The organism is Novosphingobium sp. SG720 (assembly GCF_012275365.1).
Lineage (GTDB): Bacteria > Pseudomonadota > Alphaproteobacteria > Sphingomonadales > Sphingomonadaceae > Novosphingobium > Novosphingobium rhizosphaerae.
In genome coordinates this window covers 1,406,681-1,427,930 of record NZ_JAAZQN010000001.1, presented here as the reverse complement: position 1 = coordinate 1,427,930, position 21,250 = coordinate 1,406,681, and the positions used below count along the sequence as shown (strand labels likewise).

The 21,250-nt window shown below is 65.3% G+C and carries 14 protein-coding genes; 9 read left to right on the top strand and 5 right to left on the bottom strand.

The window, feature by feature from the left end; genetic code table 11:
• Positions 1–23: 23 nt before the first annotated feature.
• The gene (gene pgi, locus FHW94_RS06420) at positions 24–1,550 is read right to left on the bottom strand and encodes a glucose-6-phosphate isomerase (protein WP_168554855.1); all 1,527 of its coding nucleotides are present in this window, start codon (positions 1,548–1,550) and stop codon (positions 24–26) included.
• A 160-nt stretch (positions 1,551–1,710) separates the two neighbouring features.
• Here pgi and lepB point away from each other — a divergent pair, with 160 nt between their 5' ends.
• The 6 genes from lepB to FHW94_RS06390 all read left to right on the top strand — a co-directional run bounded on the left by lepB (position 1,711) and on the right by FHW94_RS06390 (position 8,315).
• A complete protein-coding gene (gene lepB / locus FHW94_RS06415) occupies positions 1,711–2,586 on the top strand; it encodes a signal peptidase I (protein ID WP_168555511.1) in 876 nt (291 codons plus the stop codon).
• Positions 2,587–2,618: 32 nt separating this feature from the next.
• Positions 2,619–3,260: a ribonuclease III gene (rnc, locus tag FHW94_RS06410; protein WP_246866012.1), complete on the top strand. Its 642-nt coding sequence runs from the start codon at positions 2,619–2,621 to the stop codon at positions 3,258–3,260.
• A 76-nt stretch (positions 3,261–3,336) separates the two neighbouring features.
• Positions 3,337–4,260: a GTPase Era gene (gene era / locus FHW94_RS06405; RefSeq protein ID WP_168554854.1), complete on the top strand. Its 924-nt coding sequence runs from the start codon at positions 3,337–3,339 to the stop codon at positions 4,258–4,260.
• A gap of 56 nt (positions 4,261–4,316) precedes the next feature.
• Positions 4,317–5,120 carry a hypothetical protein gene (locus FHW94_RS06400; RefSeq protein ID WP_168554853.1) on the top strand — a complete coding sequence of 268 codons (804 nt, stop codon included), beginning with the start codon at positions 4,317–4,319 and terminating at the stop codon, positions 5,118–5,120.
• 14 nt (positions 5,121–5,134) lie between these two features.
• Positions 5,135–6,601, top strand: coding sequence for a hypothetical protein (locus FHW94_RS06395; protein ID WP_168554852.1), 1,467 nt, complete (start codon positions 5,135–5,137; stop codon positions 6,599–6,601).
• Positions 6,602–6,956: 355 nt separating this feature from the next.
• Positions 6,957–8,315 (top strand): glycosyltransferase family 39 protein, encoded by a 1,359-nt coding sequence (locus FHW94_RS06390; protein ID WP_349237449.1) that lies wholly within the window; start codon positions 6,957–6,959, stop codon positions 8,313–8,315.
• 46 nt (positions 8,316–8,361) lie between these two features.
• Here the strand turns inward: FHW94_RS06390 and topA are convergent, their stop codons facing one another.
• The 3 genes from topA to plsY form a co-directional block, all read right to left on the bottom strand.
• Complete coding sequence (topA, locus tag FHW94_RS06385) at positions 8,362–10,959, bottom strand: type I DNA topoisomerase (RefSeq protein WP_168554850.1); 2,598 nt, start codon at positions 10,957–10,959, stop codon at positions 8,362–8,364.
• A 107-nt stretch (positions 10,960–11,066) separates the two neighbouring features.
• The gene (dprA, locus tag FHW94_RS06380) at positions 11,067–12,206 is read right to left on the bottom strand and encodes a DNA-processing protein DprA (RefSeq protein ID WP_168554849.1); all 1,140 of its coding nucleotides are present in this window, start codon (positions 12,204–12,206) and stop codon (positions 11,067–11,069) included.
• Positions 12,206–12,817 (bottom strand): glycerol-3-phosphate 1-O-acyltransferase PlsY, encoded by a 612-nt coding sequence (gene plsY, locus FHW94_RS06375; RefSeq protein WP_349237448.1) that lies wholly within the window; start codon positions 12,815–12,817, stop codon positions 12,206–12,208. Before plsY ends, dprA begins: the two co-directional genes overlap by 1 nt.
• 84 nt (positions 12,818–12,901) lie before the next feature.
• Between plsY and murI the strand changes: the two genes are divergently transcribed.
• Together murI and hemA are read left to right on the top strand one after the other, a co-directional pair.
• Positions 12,902–13,726, top strand: coding sequence for a glutamate racemase (murI, locus tag FHW94_RS06370; RefSeq protein ID WP_168554848.1), 825 nt, complete (start codon positions 12,902–12,904; stop codon positions 13,724–13,726).
• Between the two features lie 310 nt (positions 13,727–14,036).
• Positions 14,037–15,263 carry a 5-aminolevulinate synthase gene (hemA, locus tag FHW94_RS06365; RefSeq protein WP_168554847.1) on the top strand — a complete coding sequence of 409 codons (1,227 nt, stop codon included), beginning with the start codon at positions 14,037–14,039 and terminating at the stop codon, positions 15,261–15,263.
• A 124-nt stretch (positions 15,264–15,387) separates the two neighbouring features.
• Here the strand turns inward: hemA and katG are convergent, their stop codons facing one another.
• Positions 15,388–17,655: a catalase/peroxidase HPI gene (gene katG / locus FHW94_RS06360; protein ID WP_168554846.1), complete on the bottom strand. Its 2,268-nt coding sequence runs from the start codon at positions 17,653–17,655 to the stop codon at positions 15,388–15,390.
• 502 nt (positions 17,656–18,157) lie between these two features.
• On the opposite strand from katG, the gene FHW94_RS06355 reads away from it, so the two are divergent.
• Positions 18,158–21,232 carry a TonB-dependent receptor gene (locus FHW94_RS06355; protein ID WP_246865903.1) on the top strand — a complete coding sequence of 1,025 codons (3,075 nt, stop codon included), beginning with the start codon at positions 18,158–18,160 and terminating at the stop codon, positions 21,230–21,232.
• Positions 21,233–21,250 lie beyond the last annotated feature (18 nt).

Here is a 21,250-nt window from a genome sequence, read left to right as displayed (position 1 = left end):
TAATTGATTAGGTCAGCTAACTTTCAATCCACGCCGATCCCGGCTTCGGCCAGCAGCGCTTCGGTGCTGGCGTCAAACCCTTCGCCGCCGCCGGCATCGATCTTCTTGGCGATCGCCTTGCCCAGCTCGACGCCGAACTGGTCGAATGGGTTGATGCCCAGCAGCATCGCCGAAACGAACACGCGGTGTTCGTGGAAAGCGATCAGCGCGCCGAGCGTGGCGGGGTTGAGTTCGTCGCACAGGATCGTGGCCGAAGGGCGGTTGCCCGGATAGGCGCGCGCGCCATCCTCGCTCGCCTGGCCCGCCATAAGCGCGGCGCCTTGCGCAAAGCAGTTGGACAAGAGGATCTTGTGGTGCACCGGATCAAGATCGTGGCCCGGCACTTTGACGGCAAGGAAATCCACCGGGATCAGGTGGGTGCCCTGGTGCAGCAACTGGAACACGGCGTGCTGCGCATCGGTGCCGACGCCCCCCCAGGTGACCGGGGCGCTGGGCCGCGTCAGCGGCGATCCGTCGGCCAGCACGCGCTTGCCGTTGGATTCCATCTCGAGTTGCTGGAGATAATCGGGCAGCAGGGCCAGGCGCTCGTCATAGGCAAAGACCGCGCGGGTCTGGCAACCGCGTGCCTGGGTATAGAACAGATCGGCAAAGGCGGCGCGCACCACAACGTTCTCACCGATCGGGGCGTCGCGGAAATGCTCGTCGATCGCCTTGGCGCCCGCCAGGAACTGGGCAAACGCCTCGTTGCCCAGCGCCAGCGCCACCGGGAACCCGATCGAGGACCACAGCGAATAGCGCCCGCCCACGGTTTCGGAAAACGGCAGGATGCGGGTTTCATCCACGCCCCATTCCACCGCCTTTTCCGGCGCGGCGGTCAGCGCGATCACGCGGCCATAGGGATCGGCGACGCCGCCTTCGCGCAGCCATTCCAGCGCGCTGTGGGCATTGGTCATGGTTTCGGTGGTGGTGAAGGTCTTGGACGCGACGGCAACCAGGGTGGTCGCCGGATCGCAGCGCGACATCGCCTGCTCCAGCGCGCAGCCATCGATGTTGGACACCACGTGCACGGCCACCTTGGCCTCTTCGCGCGCCAGCGCATCGATCGCCAGGGCCGGGCCCAGCGCCGAACCGCCGATGCCGATGTGGATCAGGCTCTTCACCTCGCCCAGCACGCCTTCGTGGATGGCGTCGACCAGCAGCGCCATGCGGGCATGCAGGGCCTGGGCTTCTTCCACGCTGGCTTCGGCGCCCACGCCGCGCTGGGCGGTGTGTTCGGCCGCGCGGCCTTCGGTGTTGTTGATCTTGGCGCCCGAAAGCAGTTCCGCCCGCTTGCCGACAAGATCGGTGGCCTGGGCCAGATCGGCCAGAATGGCTTCGACTGGCGCGGAAAGATGGGTCTTGGCCCAGTCAAAGCGAATCGGGCCACCGGGCAGATCGAGCGTGGTGGCATAGCGATCCAAGCGCGCGGCATCGTCAAACAGCGCGGCAAGAGTGGGCACCTCCAGCGTCTCCAGCGCGTGCCACAGCGTGGCCTGGTCCTGTGCTGCCATTGTCCTGGTGTCCTTTAACGGTTGCGGGGTCGCGCCCCTCATGCCCGCTTGCACACAATCTTCCAAGCGGGCGCGTGGCTCGACGAACGGATCGTGCAAACGTATTTGCCTGGGACTATGGCAGGTGCATTCCTTCTTGACGGATGCCTTTGCCCTCCACATGACCCAGCCGATGAACGACACGCCCGAACCCGCCAGCCCGACGGTGGAACAGCCCACGGCCCCGCAGCCCATTCCGGCCGCGCCGGCGAAGAAGCAGAAGAAGGAAGACAGCTTCCCGGTGTTCCTGGTGAAGCTGGTGCTGATCGTGGCGATCTTCCGCAGCTTCTTCTTCTCGCCTTTCAACATCCCGTCGGAATCGATGCTGCCCCGGCTGGAAAACGGCGATTACCTGCTGGCGGCCAAGTGGCCCTATGGGTTTTCCAAGTATTCCCTGCCGTTCAGCGTGCCGCTCTTGCCCAAGCGCATTTTCGCCGGCCAGCCCAATCGCGGTGACGTGGTGATCTTCAAGGCTCCGCCGGGCAACGACGTGGACTATATCAAGCGCGTCATCGGCGTGCCGGGCGATACCGTGCAGATGATCGGCGGGGTGCTGCACCTGAACGGCAAGGCCGTGCCCAAGGTGAAGATCGCCGATTTCGTGATCCGGGTTTCGGCCAACACCGAATGCATCTCGCCCGATTTCGCGGTGACCGAGGCCGATGGCACGCAGACCTGCCACTATCCGCAGTTCCAGGAAACCCTGCCGGGCGGCAAGACCTACAACGTGCTCGACCTGGGCTATCGCCCGCAGGACGATACGCCGCCGGTCGTCGTGCCCGCAGGCAAGCTGTTCCTGATGGGCGACAATCGCGACAACTCCATGGATAGCCGCTTCCCCGCCATCGAAGGCGGCGGCATCGGCCTGGTCCCGCAGGACAACCTGGTCGGCCGCGCCACCATCGTGATGTGGTCCACCGACGGGTCGGCTAACTGGTTCCTGCCCTGGACGTGGTTTACCGCGCTGCGCTGGAACCGCATCGGGGGCCTGTTCTGAGCACGCCCCTGTCCCCCGAGACCGCCGCCTTCCTGGCGGAATTGACCCAAGCGCCGGTGCAACAGCCGGCGCTTTGGCATGAAGCGCTCACCCACGGTTCGCTCGGCGAAAGCCGCGATTACCAGCGCCTGGAATTCCTGGGCGACCGGGTGCTGGGCCTGGCGATCGCCGATTGGCTGCACGAAGCGAGCGACGCTGCCGAAGGCAAGCTGTCGCAACGCCTCAACGCCTTGGTCAGCCGTGAAACCTGCGCCGACGTGGCCCGCACGCTGGGCGTGCCGACACATATCCGCCTGGGCAAGCAGGCGCGCGATGATGGCGGCGCCGACAGCGACAATATCCTGGGCGACGTGATGGAAGCCCTGATCGGCGCGCTGTTCCTGGAACGCGGCTTTCCCGCCGCGCGCGATTTCGTGCGCCGCTGCTGGGACAAGCCGATGCGGACCGGTGCCGGGCAGCGCAAGCATCCCAAGGCCGCCTTGCAGGAATGGGCGGCGGGCAACCGCCGCAAGCCGCCGGTCTATACCCTGGTCAGCCGCGACGGGCCCGACCATGCCGCGATTTTCACGGTGAGCGTGGAAGTGAAAGGCGTGGGCGAAGCACAGGCCCGCGGCAGCAGCAAGCAGGAAGCCGAAACGGCAGCCGCCCGCGATTTTCTCAAGCAGTTCGCCTGAACAAAGCCACACGCCCAATTCCCATATCCTGCGCTCGGCCATTGCGGCCGGGCGCGATGAGGTTCATCCTGTTTCCATGATCGATATCGTTTCCAACCCCGCCGAATCCGAACAATCCTGCGGCCTGGTGGCCGTGATCGGCGCGCCCAATGCCGGCAAGTCCACGCTCGTCAATGCCTTAGTCGGCCAGAAGGTGGCGATCGTTTCGGCCAAGGCGCAGACCACCCGCGCCCGCCTGATGGGCATTGCCCTGGAAGGCCCGGCGCAGATCATCCTGGCCGACACGCCCGGCCTGTTCCAGCCCAAGCGCCGGCTCGACCGCGCGATGGTCAACGCCGCCTGGGAAGGCGCAAGCGAGGCCGATGCCATCCTGCTGGTGGTGGACGCGCGCAAGAAGAAGCGCGAATACCTCGAACCGATCCTCGCCTCGCTGGCCGGACGGCCCGAACGCAAGTTCCTGGTGCTCAACAAGGTGGACGCCACGCCCAAGGAACCGCTGCTGGTCATGGCCGAGGAACTGAGCGGCGCCGGACAGTTCGACGAAGTGTTCTTCGTATCGGCGCTGACCGGCGATGGCGTAGCCGAACTGAAGACGCGGCTGGCCGGTCTGATGCCGCAGGGCCCCTGGCACTATCCCGAAGACCAGGTGTCCGACGCCTCGGAACGCCTGCTCGCCGCCGAAATCACGCGCGAGCAACTCTATCGCCAGTTGCACGACGAACTTCCCTATGACAGCGCGGTGCGCCCCGAAAGCTATCAGCACCGCCGCGACGGCTCGGTGGAAATTCACCAGCAGATCGTCATCGCGCGCGACAGCCAGCGCGGGATCGTGCTCGGCAAGGGTGGCGCCAAGCTCAAGGCCATCGGCGAAGCCGCGAGAAAAGAGTTGTCCGATCTTTTGGGTGCGAAGGTTCATCTCTTCCTCCACGTTAAGGTCGAAGAGAACTGGGCCGACAGCCGCGAAATCTACGAGGAAATCGGTCTCGACTGGGTGAAGTAATGGCGCTTGACCCGCCACCTGGGCTGGCGCAGCCTGAAGGGATGTTGACGGGATCCATGACCGTGTTTGACCGGACACCGCTGGGCGCTTTGGGCCTGGCTCTGCTGGTGGCCATGGTCCTGGCCTATTTGGGCGGGGCGCGTTTGCATGCCTGGCTGGAGCGGACCGAAGCGGCCACGCCAGGCACCGCCGCACCGGATCAGGGCATCCGGCGCAGCGACCAGGGGGCTGTTCTTTCAGGGGTTTTCGGGCTGCTCGCGCTGTTGATGGCGTTTGCCTTCAGCCTGGCGATCGGCCGTTACGAACATCGCCGCCAGTTGGCGCTGGACGAAGCCAACGCCTTTGGCACCATGGCCTCGCGCCTTGGCCTGTTGGATGAGGCGCAGCGCGCCCCGCTGGCGCGGCTGCTGGGCACATATGCGCGTGCCCGCGCCGAGGCCGGGCGCGTCCCCGACGATGCCGAATGGGAAGCCGCCGTCGGGCGGGCGGCAACGCTGGGCACCATGTTCGGCGACCACCTGATCGGCACCTTGCGGACCATGCCGCCCGACACGCGCGGGCCGGTGCTGGTTTCGGCCTGGAACAGCCTGGGGGACATCGCCACCGCCCGCCATGCCGAGCGCAGCGCGCGTCTTCCGGCCGAAGTCTTGATGCTGTTGGCGCTCTATTGCTGTGCCGGGGCAGGCATCCTGGGCTATGGCCCGGACGCATCCAGCCGCCGCCATGCGGCAGCCGCCCTTGCGCTTTTCGTGCTGCTTTGCGCAGCCTATGTCACCGTGCTCGATCTCGATCGCCCACGCGCTGGGGCCATCGTGGTCCCGCAGGGCGAACTTGATACCGTGGCAGCGGCCCTCCCCTGACGGAAGCGTTGCACATGCGGGCCTTTGCGGTGTTTTTCCTGGTTGCGTTGGTGTTGCGTGCCCCATGGCTGGGCGATCCGCTGTTTCACGCCGACGAACAGTTCTACCTGCTGATGGGCGATCAACTGTGGCACGGTGTCCTGCCTTATGTGGACCTGTGGGATCGCAAGCCGCTGGGCCTGTTCCTGATCTATGCCGCTGCGCGGGCGCTGCCGGGCAACGGCGTGCTGGCCTACCAGATCATGGCCATCGCAGCGGCCGCCGCCACGGCCGTGGTGATCGCACGCTGTGCGCGGCATCTGGCGGGGCCACGTGGCGCGATGCTGTCGGGCATGGCCTATCTGATCTACCTCATGGCGTTCAACTGCGGCATGGGCCAGGCCCCGGTGTTCTACAACCTGCCGATGATGCTGGCGGGGCTGATGGTGATCGATGCGATGGCCAGCGTGTGCGCGCCCGCACCGCAACCGGGGCAGGCGCCGGCCGATCCGGCGCTGTGGCGGCGCGGCTGCCTGGCCATGGCGTTGGTGGGCATTGCCCTGCAGATCAAGACCAGCGTGGTGATCGAGGGCATGGGCTTTGGCCTGATGCTGCTGTGGACTGCCTGGCGGGCCGGGTGGCGCTGGCCACGCATCGCCGCGGCCGGGCTTGCCTGGATCGGCCTGGCCCTGCTGCCCACGGTGATCATCTTTGCCGCCTATGCCGCCGACGGACAGGGACAGACGTTCTTTACGGCCAATTTCCTGTCGGTGCTCAATCGTGGCCAGGACTGGGCAGAAGCGTCATTCCGCCTGTTCAAGGTGGCCATGGCACTCATTCCCTTTTACCTCGCCCTCGCACTGGGCTCGCGGATCGATCCGCAATGTTCGGGCAGTGCCGCGGCTCGGCGAGGCCTGTGCCTGTGGCTGGGGCTGTCCGTTGCCGGCTTCCTCGCGCCGGGCACCTGGTATGATCACTATGTCGCGCCGGTGCTTTTGCCGCTGGCCATCCTGGCAGCGCCGGTGCTTGACGGCACGTGCCGGCCCACAGGCTTTTTGCGGCGGGCCCTGTTCGTGGTGGGCTTGGGTGCGGGCCTGGGTGCAACGGCGGTGCAGGCGCACAAGTTTGGCACGACCAACGATCTGGATCGCGCGGCATCGATCATCCGGCCGCATATCGACGCGGGCCATTGCCTCTATGTCTACGAAGGCGACAGCGCGCTTTATAGCGCCACGGGATCGTGCCTGCCCACGCGCTTTGCCTTCCCCGCGCACTTGTCCACCCGGTTCGAGGAAGACGCGCTGGGCATCGATACGCGCACGGAAGTGCAGCGCATCATGGCGGCCCGCCCTGGTGCGGTGGTGATCGACGAATCGCCCCGTCCCTATGCTCCGAACTTGCGCACACGCGCCGTGGTGCTCGATGCACTGGCCCGCAACTATCGCCGAGTCACCACGCTGAAGCTCGGCACGCGCTCTTTCGGCCTTTTCGCCGCGCGCTGATACGCCATGGCGCAGCCCCGGCGGGGCAGCGGCTGCCACACGGCTGCGATATTTGCATCAAACGCGCCGCATGACGTTATAATGCGATAATAACGCCCACAGCCCTTGCCCTGCCAAATCCGACAATTTAGCCTAATAATTATCGCTGAAAAAGTCGGAAATGAAAATGATCAAATTCGCAGGCAGACAACTACACCTGCCGCAGCAAAGATCTTTCGCCATAGAGCCATCGCTGGCCGGCGCGAATATTCATCATTTCAGACTTTTTCTTGAGTATTTCAGCATTGCGCTGATATTTCGCCTACTTCTCCTTGGCAATCCGCTAGTTCACGTTGACGAAGAGTTCTATCTCCTCGTGGCCGATCGATGGGCGCATGGGGCCGTGCCGTTCATCGACATCTGGGACCGCAAGCCGCTGGGCCTGTTTGCGCTCTATCGCCTGTTCCACGCGCTGCCAGGCGATCCGGTGATCGCCTATCAATTGGCGGGCATTGCCAGCACCGCGGCCGCGGCGCTGGTGGTCAGGCGGCTGGCGCTGGAACTGGCACCGCCACGCGGGGCTTGGCTCGCCGGGATGGTCTATGTCTGCGCGATGCCGGCATTCAACTGCGCCCTGGGGCAGTCGCCGGTGTTCTACAACCCGCTGGTCGCGCTGGCGGCCCTGCTGGTGCTGCGCAGCTGGCAGCAGGAAGACACGGCGGCGCTGCTCCGTCTGGGCGGCGTGGCGATGACGCTGATCGGCCTGGCCCTGCAGATCAAGTATGCGGCGGTGTTCGAAGGCGTGGCGCTGGGGGTGTTGCTGCTGGCCCGCGGTTGGCACGCACGTTGGCCCCTGCCCCGGCTGGCCGGCGCGGCGCTGCTGTGGTGCGGCCTTGCGCTCGCGCCGACGCTGGCGGCTTTCGCTGCCTATGCCCTGCAGGGGCAGGCCCACGCCTTCGTGTTCGCCAATTTCACCTCCGTGCTCGAACGCCTGCCCGATGGCGCCCCCAGTTGGCGCCGGCTGCTCAAGCTTTCGGCGGGGCTATCGCCCTTTGCGCTGGCCATCGCGTTCGATCCCTTGCGCCGTGCGGCGCGGGGCGATCTTATCCGGTCGCGCGCGCGCCGCGTGCTGGGCTGCTGGGCCGGGGCAGCAGTGCTCGGCTTCCTCGCGTTCGGCACCTGGTACGATCACTATGCCGGGCCCCTGCTCGCACCGCTGGCCGTCTTGGCGGCCCCGTCGCTGGCGGCAGCGGTGCGCGGCGGCAAGCCGTGGCAGGCACGCTGGAGCGGGCGGTTCCTGCTGCTGGCCAGCGCGATCGGCGGCCTGGTGGTGATGGCTGGCGCGGTGGAGAACCATGGCACGGCAGACCAATACCATCGCGCCATCGCCTTGCTGCGCGCCAATGTGCACGGCGGCTGCTATTTCCAGTTCGACGGCGCGCCGGCGCTGTATCGCGGGGTGGATGCCTGCATCCCCACGCGCTTTGCCTTTCCCAACCATCTCAACACCTGGACCGAAGCTCCGGCGGTCGGTGCCGATCCGGCCACCGAAGTCGCGCGGATCATGGCCGCGCGCCCGGATGTGGTGCAGGTTTCCGAAGCCAGCGAGGAAGACCTTTACCTGCCCAATAGGCAAACGCGCACGATCATGAACCAGGCCCTGGCCCGCGACTATGTGCGCTTTGCCGAAATGACATTGGGGAACGAGCGCTACGGCCTCTACCGCCCGCGCTGATCGGTTGGCAGGCCGGCTGAAACCAGCAGGCCTGCCAACCGCATGATCATTCCGCTGCGGCCTTCTTCTTGGCCGGCGCTTTCTTGGCAGCAGGCGCCTTCTTGGCCGCCGGTTCCTTCTTCGCGGCAGCGGCCTTCTTGGGCGCTGCCTTTTTCGCCGGCGCCTTCTTGCCCTTGGCCGGCCCCTTTGCCGCGCGCTCGTCGATCAGGGCGATCGCTTCGGCGGGCGTCAGGCTTTCGGGCTGCTTGTCGCGCGGCAGCGTGGCGTTGGTCGTGCCATCGGTGACATAGGGGCCATAGCGCCCGGCCATCAGCTTGATTTCCCCGCCCGAAGTCGGGTGCGGGCCAAAGGTCTTGAGCGGTTCGGCCGCCGCGCGCGAACCCCGCGCGCCGGCGCCGCTGGCCGCCTCGGCCAGGCGCACCACCGCCGCGTTCATGCCGGTGTCGAACACCTCTGCCGTCGACTTGAGGCGGGCATACTTGCCATCGTGCGCCAGATAGGGGCCATAGCGCCCAATCGAGGCGGTGATCGGCTTGCCGCTTTCCGGGTGCACGCCCACTTCGCGCGGCAGGTTGAGCAGCTTGAGCGCCCATTCCAGGTCGAGTTCGGGAATGTCCTTGGGGATGGAGGCGCGCTTGGCCTCCTTGCCCTCGCCAAGCTGGATATAGGGGCCAAAGCGCCCGGTGCGCCGGGTCACTTCCAACCCGGTTTCGGGGTCCTTGCCCAGCGCGGCATCCTCGCCCTCGCCGCCATCGCCCTCGCCGCCCGGCTGGGCGAACTTGCGGGTGAACTTGCACTCGGGATAGTTGGAGCACGCCACGAACGCGCCATACCGGCCGCCGCGCAGTGCCAGGCGGCCATTGCCGCACTTGGGGCATTCGCGCGGATCGTGCCCGTCGGCACGCGGCGGGAAGAGATAGTCTTCCAGGAAGACGTCGAGCTCAGCGGTCACCTCGCTGGGCTTCTTCTCCATCACCTCGTCAGACTTGGGTTTGAAATCGCGCCAGAATTCGGCCAGCACCTGCTTCCACGCGGCGCGGCCGCCGGAAACGTCGTCCAGCTCGTCTTCCATGCCCGCGGTGAATTCATAGGCGACATAGCGCTCGAAGAAGCGTTCGAGGAACGCGGTGAGCATGCGCCCGCTTTCCTCGGCAAAGAAGCGGTTTTTCTCGATCCGCACATAGGCGCGGTCTTTCAGCACCTGAAGCGTGGCGGCATAAGTGGAAGGCCGGCCGATGCCGAGTTCTTCCAGGCGCTTGACCAGGCTCGCTTCGGAATAGCGCGGCGGCGGCTGGGTGAAGTGCTGCGTGGCATCGACGCCGTGCTTCTTCGGGCAATCGCCCTTGTTCATGATCGGCAGCAGGTTGCTGTCGTCATCCTCGGCATCGGGCTTCTGGTCGCGCCCTTCTTCATAGACTGCCAGGAAGCCGGGGAACTTCACCACCTGGCCGGTGGCGCGCAGCTCGTGGCGGCCGGTGCCTTCGCGCAGGGTCACCGTGGTGCGCTCGATCGCGGCGGATGCCATCTGGCTGGCCAGCGCGCGCTTCCAGATCAGGTCGTACAGCCGTGCCTCATCGCCGCTGCCATAGTGGTCGCGGGTGAAATCGGTCGGGCGGATGGCCTCGTGCGCTTCCTGGGCGTTCTTGGCCTTGGTTTCATAAATGCGCGGTTTTTCGGGCAGGAAATGGCCGTTGTAGCGATCGGAAATCGCCCGGCGCGCGGCGTCGATGGCGCTCGGGTCCATCTGCACGCCGTCGGTACGCATATAAGTGATGGCGCCCGCTTCATAGAGCGTCTGCGCCACGCGCATGGTGTGGCTGGCCGAAAAGCCCAGCTTGCGCGCGGCTTCCTGCTGCAGGGTGGAGGTGGTGAACGGGGGCGAGGGATTGCGCCGCGTGGGCCGCACATCCACTTCCTCAACGCGGAAATTGCCCGCTTCCACCACGGCCTTGGCGGCCATGGCGCTGCCTTCGTCGCCCAGCGAGAGGCGATCCAGCTTGTTGCCATCGAACTTGACCAGCCGCGCCAAGAACGGCGTGCCGTCATGCTCCATGCGCGCGGCAACAGACCAGTATTCCTGCGCCTTGAACGTCTCGATCTCGCGCTCGCGCTGCACGATCAGGCGCAGCGCCACCGATTGCACGCGCCCGGCAGACTTGGCCCCTGGCAGCTTGCGCCACAGCACGGGCGAAAGCGTGAAGCCAAACAGATAGTCCAGCGCGCGGCGCGCCAGATAGGCGTCGATCAGGTCCTGGTCCAGCTCGCGCGGGGCCTTCATCGCCGTGGTCACCGCCAGCTTGGTGATGGCGTTGAACGTGACGCGCGACACATTCTTGGGCAGCGCGCGGCGCTTGGCCAGAAGCTCGCGCACGTGCCAGGAAATCGCCTCCCCCTCACGATCAGGGTCGGTTGCCAGGATCAGGCCATCAGCCTCCTTGGCGGCGTCGGTGATCGCCTTCACCCGCGATTGCTTGTCGCCGTAGAGCTCCCAATCCATGGCAAAGTCTTCGTCCGGGCGCACGGACCCGTCCTTGACCGGCAAGTCGCGGATGTGGCCGTAAGAGGCCAGCACCTTGAAGCCGGGGCCAAGGTACTTCTCGATGGTCTTGGCCTTGGCCGGGGATTCTACAATGACAAGCTGCATGGCGACTGGCAAAACGTCCTTACGCGTATACGTGCGTACGAGGGTGGGAGCGGTTGGACGGCGGCGTCAAGCCCCCGATCTTCCGGCCTCCGATTTTCAGGAAGGGTTCAGGCAAGCGATACGCGCCCTCCGGCATGGCGGACCAGGCGCCCGGCCAGTTCCAGTTCGATCAGCGCCAGTTGCACCGATCCGGCCGGTGCGCCGCTCAGGCGCACCAGTTCGTCCACCGGCACCGGCGCCGTGCCCAGCAGGGCAATGATATCGGCCGGGTCGTCGTTCGTCGCAGCGCCACTATCAAAAGCCGCCGGCGCGGGCGGCTCGTGGAACGTGGAGCGCGGGGTACCGGTGAAGCTCTCCACCAGTTCGATCACGTCGGCGGGGCCCTGCACCAGGATCGCGCCTTCGCGGATCAACTGGTTGCACCCTTGGCTACGCGTATCGAGCGGCGAGCCGGGAATGGCCATGATCTCGCGTCCCGCCTCTGCCGCCAGCCGCGCGGTGATCAGCGAACCGGATTTGGGCGCGGCTTCGACCACCACGGTGCCCGCGCAAAGCCCGGCGATGATGCGGTTGCGGCGGGGAAAGTGGCGCGCCTGCGGCTCGGTGCCCGGCGGCATTTCCGCCAGCAGCACGCCATGCGCCACGATCTGCGCCTGAAGATCGGCGTTTTCGGGCGGATAAACGCTGTCGAGACCGCCCGCGATCACCCCGATGGTGCCACCGCCGCCCGCCGCCGTCCCCGGCAGCAGCGCCCCCTTGTGCGCGGCCGCATCCACCCCTCGCGCCAGGCCCGAAACCACGGCAAAGCCGGCCGCCGCCAGCGCCGCGCCGAATTCGCGCGCCAGGCGCATCGCCCCGGCCGAGGCATTGCGCGCGCCCACCAAGGCGACCGCGGGCCGGGCCAGCAAGGCTGCATCGCCCTGCATCGTCAGGATCGGCGGCGGCGTGTCGGTCTGCGCCAGCAGTGCGGGATATTGCGGCGAATCGTGAAAGAGATAGCGGCCGCCCAGCGCCCGCACCTTGGCCGCTTCAGCCGCGATGCGCGGCGCTTCTGCCGGGCGATAGGGCGCACCGCCGCGCGCCGCCAAGCCCGGCAATGCCTCGATCGCGGCGGCCGCCGTGCCAAAGCGGCGCAGCAACTGGTAATAGGAAACCGGGCCCACGTTGGGCGAGCGCAGCAGGCGCAGCCGGGCCAGCGCCTCGTCGGACGAAAGCGACGGCACCGCCGTTTCGCCCCCGCCGGCCATCAGGCGGCGCCCTCCCCCTCGGCCTTCTTGCCACCAACACGCGGTTCGGTGCCGGCGAGCAGGCGGCCGATATTGGCGCGGTGCAGGAACACGACCAGCGCCGCGATCACCGCCAGCACCGCGGCATAATCGGCATGGCCCGTGGCGAGCGCCGCCAGTGGCGCCGCTACGGCGGCCGACATGCCGCCAACCGACGAAATCCGCGTCGCCGCCAGCATCCCCAGCCAAACCACCGCATAAGCCAGGCCGATCGGCCAAGCGAGGCCCAGCGCCACGCCCATCGTGGTGGCCACGCCCTTGCCGCCCTTGAAGCGCAGCCACACCGGGAAGCAGTGCCCCAGCACCGCCGCCAGCGCCACCAGCCCTTCGCTGCCCGGCGCAAGGGCGCGGGCCAGCCACACCGCCACGCTGCCCTTGAACAGGTCGAGCAGCAACGTGCCCGCTGCCAGCCCCTTGCGCCCGGTGCGCAACACGTTGGTGGCGCCGATATTGCCCGAACCGATGGCGCGCAGATCCCCCGCCCCGGTCAAGCGGGTGAGGATCAGGCCGAACGGGATAGAGCCGAGCAGATAGCCCAGAATGCAGGCGGGAAGGATGAGATCATGGGTCACGCCTGCGCTCTTAGCGAGGCTTGCGCACAATCGAAAGGTGGCACGCTCTCCCTTTTTACCACCACTCTCGTTATAAGCCCGGCGATGACCGCACCTGCCCCCGATGCTCCCTCCGTTCCGGCTGATGCGCCGATCCTGCTGTTCGATTCCGGCGTGGGCGGGCTTTCGGTGCTGGCCAAGGTGCGGCGCGTGCTGCCGCAAGCGCCGGTGATCTATGTCGCCGACAATGCAGGCTTGCCTTATGGCACCAAGACCGAGGCGCAGATCGCGGCGCGGGTTTCGGGCCTGCTGGGCCGATTGACCGAGCGGCTGCGCCCACGCCTGGTCTGCATTGCCTGCAACACCGCCTCCACCATCGCGCTCGCCTCTGTGCGCGAAGTGCTCGAAGTTCCGATCGTGGGCACGGTGCCGGCGATCAAGCCGGCCGCCGCAATGACGCAGACCGGGGTGATCGGCCTGCTCGGTACGCAAGCCACGATCCGCCAGGGCTATGTCGATCGCCTGGAGGCGGAATTTGCCGCCGACAAGCGCCTGCTGCGCCATGGCGCGCCCGAACTCGTGGCTGCGGCCGAAGCGCAGCTGCGCGGGCACGCAGCCGATCCGGCCGTGTTTGCGCGGGCGGCCCAGGCGCTGCGCGACCAGCCGGGCGGCGAAGCGATCGACACCGTCGTGCTGGCTTGCACGCATTTTCCCCTGGTGGAGGCAGAACTGGCCACCGCCTTTGGGCCGGGCGTGCGCTTCATCGATGGTTCGGACGGCATCGCCCGGCGCATCGCCTTCCTCACCCAAGGGCAGGAATTTGCGCGCAGCATGCCCGATCTGGCGCTGTTCACCCGGCTGGACGAGGCCGTGGCAGACCTGGCGCCGACTCTCGCCGCGCATGGCCTGGGTCGCACCGGCAAGGCATGAACGCGCGCTGCCTAGGTGGGTCAATTTGCCATATTGGCCCAAAGTGCAATCTGTTCGATCACACAAAGCGCAAAAGTCACTTGGCAAGGCTTTGTCGCGGGGAGTAGAAGCGGCCCGCATCCGCGACAAAAGCCTGTTGGGAGAGAGGCGAGCGGACGTGCGCAAAACGATGTGGCAATAGCCGACCCGGACCTTCACGCCTGGGAGGCAATTGTTGCGATAAGACAAAGACGCGGCCGCCCGGCCATGCTTCACCCCGAAGCGATCCGGGCCCAGCCGGTCAGCTGCAGGAACGAAGGAGCAGCAAGCAGTGAACTACGACCAGATTTTTGATGCTGCCATCGATCGCCTGCATTCCGAAGGTCGTTATCGCGTTTTCATCGACATCCTGCGCAACAAGGGGGCCTACCCCAATGCGCGCTGCTTTGCCGGCCACAATGGCCCCAAGCCGATCACGGTGTGGTGCTCCAACGATTACCTGGCCATGGGGCAGCACCCCAAGGTCATCGCCGCCATGGAAGAAGCGCTGCACGACGTGGGCGCCGGTTCCGGCGGCACGCGCAACATCGGCGGCAACACGCACTATCACGTCGATCTGGAAGCCGAACTGGCCGACCTGCACGGCAAGGATGGCGCGCTGCTGTTCACCTCGGGCTATGTCTCGAACGACGCCACGCTGTCCACGCTGGCCAAGGTCCTGCCGGGCTGCGTGATCTTTTCCGACGAGCTGAACCATGCCAGCATGATTGCCGGCATCCGCAATTCCGGCGCGGAAAAGCGTGTGTTCCGTCATAACGACGTCGAACACCTCGAACAACTCCTGGCCGAAACCGACCCGGCGCTGCCCAAGCTGATCGCTTTCGAAAGCGTCTATTCGATGGATGGCGACGTGGCCCCGATCCACGCCATCTGCGACCTGGCCGAAAAGTACAACGCCCTCACCTACATCGACGAAGTGCACGCCGTGGGCATGTATGGCCCGCGCGGCGGCGGCATCACCGATCGCGACGAGGCGGCCCACCGCATCGACATCATCGAAGGCACGCTGGGCAAGGCGTTCGGCGTGATGGGTGGCTATATCGCGGCCGACACGCGGATCATCGACGTGATCCGCTCTTATGCGCCGGGCTTCATCTTCACGACGTCGCTCTCGCCCGTGCTGGTGGCCGGTGTGCTCGCCTCGGTCCGCCATCTCAAGGCTTCCAGCGAAGAGCGCGAGGCGCAGCAGGCTGCTGCAACCACGCTCAAGCAGTTGTTCCGCGACGCCGGCCTGCCGGTGATGAACAGCACCACGCATATCGTCCCGCTGATGGTGGGCGATCCGGTACGCGCCAAGAAGGTGTCCGACATCCTGCTGGCCGAATACGGCGTCTATGTGCAGCCGATCAATTTCCCCACCGTGCCGCGCGGCACGGAGCGCCTGCGCTTCACCCCGGGCCCGGCCCATACCGAAGCCATGATGCAGGACCTGACCCGCGCCCTGGTGGAAATCTGGGAACGGCTCGACCTGGAAATGGCCGAACGCCAGGCTGCCTGATCGCCTTCCGACAAAAAGGAAAAGGCCCCCGGACAGCAATCCGGGGGCCTTTTGCTTGTCTGAAATGCCGCGCCTTTCCAGAGGCGGAGTTCGGGGGTGGTGGAAGCTCCACCACCCCACGCGATCAGAACCGGTCGGCGTTCATCACCTTGGTCCAGGCGGCGCCGAAATCGCGCACGAACTGTTCCTTGGCATCGTCCATGGCATAGGCTTCGGCCACGGCGCGCAGTTCGGAGTTCGAGCCGAAGATCAGATCGACGCTCGTGGCCGTCCAGCGCGGCTTGCCGGTGGTGCGATCGGCGCCTTCATAGAGGCCGGGCGCCTTGTCGGACTTCTTCCACGCCGTGCCCATGTCGAGCAGGTTGACGAAGAAATCGTTGCTCAAGGTGCCGGGCTTGGCCGTCAGCACGCCGTTGGGCGAATGGCCGGTATTGGCATCGAGCGCACGCATGCCGCCCACCAGCACGGTCAGTTCCGGCACGCTCAGACCCAGCATGTCGGCCTTGTCCACCATCGCTTCGGCCGGACCCTGCCAATTGGCCGGCGCGTCGTAATAGTTGCGGAACGGATCGGCCACGGGTTCGAGCACGGCAAAGCTGGCCGGATCGGTCTGCGCCTGGGTGGCATCGACACGGCCGGGCGTGAACGGCAGGTCAAGCTTCACGCCACCCTTCGCGGCCGCCTGCTCCACCGCAGCATTGCCGCCCAGCACGATGAGATCGGCCAGGCTCACTTTCTTGCCGCCCGGCGCGCTCTTGTTGAAGCCCGCCTGGATCGCGCCCAGCTTGGCCAGCACCGCGTCGAGTTCGGCCGGATCGTTGACCGCCCAGCTCTTTTCCGGGTTCAGGCGGATGCGCGCGCCATTGGCGCCGCCGCGCATGTCGGTGCTGCGGAACGTGCTGGCAGAGGCCCAGGCGGCGCGGATCAGTTCGCGCTGCGTGAGGCCGCTCGCCAGGATCTGTGCCTTGAGGGTGGCCACGTCACTGGCATCGATCGTCGCATAGTCCGCCTTGGGCAGCGGGTCCTGCCACAGGAAACTCTGCGCCGGCACGTCGGGCCCGATGTAGCGCGCCTTTGGCCCCATGTCGCGGTGGGTCAGCTTGAACCAGGCGCGGGCAAAGGCATCGGCAAAGGCCTGCGGATCCTTGCGGAATTTGAGCGCGATGGCGCGGAACGCGGGGTCTTCCTTGACTGCGATATCGGTGGTGAACATCATCGGCGCATGGGTCACGCCCGCCACGTGGGCATCGGGCACGATCTGCACGTCCTTGGCGTTCTTGGGCGTCCACTGCTTGGCGCCGGCCGGGCTGGTGGTGAGCACCCAATCGAACTGGAACAGGTTATCCAGGTATTGCGTGGTGAACGCGATGGGATTGGCCGACCAGGCGCCTTCCAGGCCGCTCGTCACGGTGTCTTCCGCATTGCCCTTGCCGCACTTGTTCTTCCAGCCGATCCCCTGGTCCTCGATGCTGCCACCGGCGGGCTGCGGCCCGGTGCATTCCTCGGGCTTGTGCGCGCCATGCGCCTTGCCGAAGGTGTGGCCGCCCGCGATCAAGGCCACGGTTTCCTCGTCGTTCATTGCCATGCGGCCGAACGCGCGGCGAATGTCGGCCGCCGCCGCGATGGGATCGGGATTGCCGCCCGGCCCTTCCGGGTTCACATAGATCAGGCCCATCTGCACGGCGGCAAGCGGGCCCTTGAGCTGCCCATTGGCACCGATGCGCGTCTTGGCGCCATCCAGCCACTTCTTCTCGCTGCCCCAGAACACCATGTCCGGCTCCCAGGCGTCCACGCGCCCGCCGGCAAAGCCCAGGGTCTTGAAGCCCATCTGCTCCAGCGCGACATTGCCGGTCAACACCATGAGATCGCCCCACGAGATGGCGCGGCCGTACTTCTGCTTGATCGGCCAGAGCAGGCGGCGCGCCTTGTCGAGATTGGCGTTGTCGGGCCAGGAATTCTGCGGATCGAACCGCTGCTCGCCGCCGGCCGAACCACCGCGCCCATCCACCGTGCGATACGTGCCGGCGCTGTGCCAGGCCATGCGGATGAAGAACGGCCCGTAGTTGCCATAATCGGCCGGCCACCAAGGCTGCGAGGTGGTAAGCACCTTGGCGATGTCAGCCTTCACGGCTGCCAGATCGAGCGCCTTGAACGCCGCAGCATAATCGAAATCGGCACCATAAGGATTCGACTTCACGTCATTCTGGCGCAAGGGCGACAGGTCGAGCCGGTTGGGCCACCAATCCTTGTTGGTGGTGGCGGTTTCCGGCGTCGAGGGCGCTGTAGCGGCCACGGTGGGCGCGGTGCCCGTTTCGGCCTGCGCGGCGGATATGGACCATGGGGCAATCATGGCGAACGCCAAGGCGCCCAGCGGACGATGAATGCGACGCATTGCAACAATCTCCTGCATCAATTTAGGACAAGAAAAGGCGTTGCCGCAGACACGAGAGCCTGCAGCCTGAATTGTTTCTAGATCTTTTCCAAAAGGCACGACGAGAGGCACCTTCCGGGCAAATCAAGCCCGGCGATCTTGGCACCGTGTTCAACAGGTTTTCAGATCATGTCAGTATGACAATGCCGCTACGTTCTCCCTTCATCCCGTGTTCAGTGAGCGTTGTTTCGCAAATCATGAACAAGAGGAAACGCATTTATCCGGTCACAAAGATTGCCGGAATCGATCATGCGACGGACCGTGGGAACCGAGCCGGAATGGGTGCGTTGCAACGCGCGAGCGGTGCCGTATGTTGCGAATGCTTACTGCAGCATTGCACCAAGGGGCATGGTGTAACATCGGCGCAACACCCTGGCAAACCCTTGATCAAATTGGCGCAAAATGGTTGCATTGCGATACGCATCACGCAAACTTGGTAGCACTTGCAACAAACGGGGGCTTTATGGCCGCGACTTCTTTTTCGCAGCGCCGCATGCGGGCATTGGCCGCAACGGCGTCGGTGTTCCTTCCATTGGCGATGGCTGGCGGGGCATATGCCCAGTCTGCCGACGCCCAATCCGGCGCTGCTGCAGCGGCCCCCGCCCCTGCCACCACCGCCCCGGCCGATGACAATCAGTCCGAAATCGTCGTAACTGGTTCGCGCATTACCCGCGCGCCAATTACCGACCAGCCGGTTGCCACGCTGAGCAGTGAACTGATCGAACAGCGCGGTTTCACCAACGTGGGCCAGGCGCTGCAGCAATTGCCGGGCTTTGGCGTGCCGGGCAACAGCGTGGCGGGTGATCAGGGCAGCTTCGGTGCCGGCCAGACCTTTGCCAACCTCTACAACCTGGGTTCGCAGCGGACGCTGACGCTCGTCAATGGCATGCGCTTCGTCAGCCCGGCCAGCACCTCGATCTTCGGCGCGGTGGCGGGCAGCCCGGTCGATCTCGGCCAGATCGCGCCCAGCCTGGTCGATCACATTGAAGTAGTCTCGGTCGGCGGCGCGCCGATCTACGGTTCCGACGCCATCGCGGGCACCGTGAACGTGTTGCTCAAGAAGAACTATGACGGCTTCGAAGCGACCGGCTCCTATGGTCTTTCGAAGTATGGTGACGGGCAGGATTACAACGTCTCGCTGCTCGCCGGCAAGAATTTCGCCGAAGGGCGCGGCAATATTACCGCCAACTTCTATTACGACCACCAGAACGGCATCACCGGCGCCCAACGGCCCAACACGTATGGCGGTTCGGCTCCGTTCTTCGGCACGTCGACCGGCGATGCCAGCTATGCCTACCAGCTCTACACGCGCGGCCGTCACTACAACGTCTTCACCAACACCGGCATGCCGATGGTGGATGACTATTACGCCGTGCTGGGTAAAAAGGCTGCGGCGGGCATCACCGATGCACTTGGCCGCACCCTGGTCTTCAACAAGGCCGGCCAGCTCGTTCCGTTCAAGAACGGCCAAGCGACCGGCAGCGCGATCTACCAGTCGGGCGGTGACGGGTTCGCCATCGGCGATTACAGCAACTTCCTTGTCGCGTCTGAACGCTATCAGGGTACGATCCTGGCGCATTACGACATCAGTGACAGCATCCGCTTCAACGGCGAAGTTTGGTTCAGCCGCAACTATGCCTCCAACACCGTCGGCCAGCCGTTTTACAACTACTACGGTTTTGGCGATGCCGGTGACGCGAACGGCAACCTGATCATCAATACGGCCAACCCGTATCTCAGCGCCGCCGACCGTGCCACGATCGTCAGCAACCTTGCTGCGGCAGGCGCAGACACCAGCAAGTTCTACATGGCGCGGGCGAACACCGATCTTTCGACCGGTTCGTTCCGCACCAGCAACGACCTGCTGCGCTTCGTGGGTGGCGTGACCGGCGACATCGAGGCTGGCGAACGCAAGTTTACCTGGGAAATCAACGGGACCTACGGCCGCACCATTTCGCGCACCACGTCGCGCGAGATCGTAACGCAGAATTTCTTCAACGCCATCGATGCCACCACCGACGGCAGCGGCAACATCATTTGCCGTCCTGGCTATACCAACGCCGCGATCGCCACGGGCAGCGCCACGTGCGCGCCGCTCAACATCTTCGGCAACGGCAACGCCAGCCAGGCTGCGCTGGACTACATCACGACGCAGGCCACCACGCGCCAGATCAACAAGCAGTCCGACATCATTGCCGACATCAAGGGCGACCTGTTCAAGCTGCCGGGCGGCTTTGCCAAGTTCGTGCTGGGCTACGAACACCGTTATGAAAGCGCCAGCTTTGATCCGGGCGCGTTCTATTACGGCCAGGACAACGGAGATGGCACCCGCACGCAATACGGGAACTCGATTCCGATCGACCCGGTCGCGGGCAGCTACAACACCAACGAAGGCTTCGGCGAACTCAGCCTGCCGCTCGTCGCCCCCGACAATGCCGTGCCTGCAGTCTATCGCCTCGAAGTCAACGCTGCCGGCCGTTACGTGAAGAACAGCATCGCCGGTGGTTTCTGGACCTATACCGGGGGCGCCACGTATGCGCCGGTCAAGGACCTGACCTTGCGCGGTAACTACACCCGCTCATTCCGCGCGCCTGCGATCACCGAACTGTTCGCACCGGTCGGGTCGATTTTCGACACCGCCAACGACCCCTGCGACAAGCGCTACATCAACCAGGGCCCCAACCCTTCGCGTCGTGCTGCCAATTGTGCCGCTGCCGGCATTCCAGCCAACTTCACCTCCAACGTCGTTGACTATACCGCGCAGGGTACCTCGGGCGGCAATCCGAAGCTGCAGAACGAAGTTGCCAACAGCTGGACCGTGGGCGGTGTGTTGCAACCCTCGTTCCTGCCTGGCCTCACTGTCACCAGCGACTATGTGAACATCAAGATCAAGAACGAGATCGCGACGCTCAGCCTGACCGATCTGATGAACGCATGCTATGACTCGGCATCGGGCAGCAGCTCTTACTGCAACTCCTTCACGCGCGATGCAGACGGCCAAGTCACCAACTTTGCCGAAGGCAACTACAACATCGGCCTGGAAGTGTTCCGGGCACTGCAGACTTCGGCCAAATGGAATCTGCCGCTTAGCCGCTTCGGCCTGCCCACCTCGGCTGGTCAGCTGATGTTCGACTTCAACTACTTGCACACCTTCCGCCACTACTACCAGATCGGCGAAGGCGACTTCACCAACACGGTGGGCGGTGTGAGCGAGCCGACCGATAACTTCACCGCCTCGGCAACCTATGCCAAGCGGACGTTCAACTGGATGTGGCAGGCCACGTACTATGGCCCGTCGCGCGTTGCGGTAAACTCGCCCGACACGGTCTACCAGTATCCCCGCATTGGCGCCTACGTGCTGTTCAACACGGCCATCGGCTTCAACGTGCAAGATCGGTTCAGCCTGCGCCTCAACGTCAACAACGTGTTCAACCGCAGCGTGCCCTTCCCCTACTACCTGGGTACTGGCGGCGCGACCCGCTATTTCGACGCCATCATGGGCCGCTACATGCGGATCACGGCCGGCGTGAAGTTCTGATCAAGGTGTCGCGTGGCG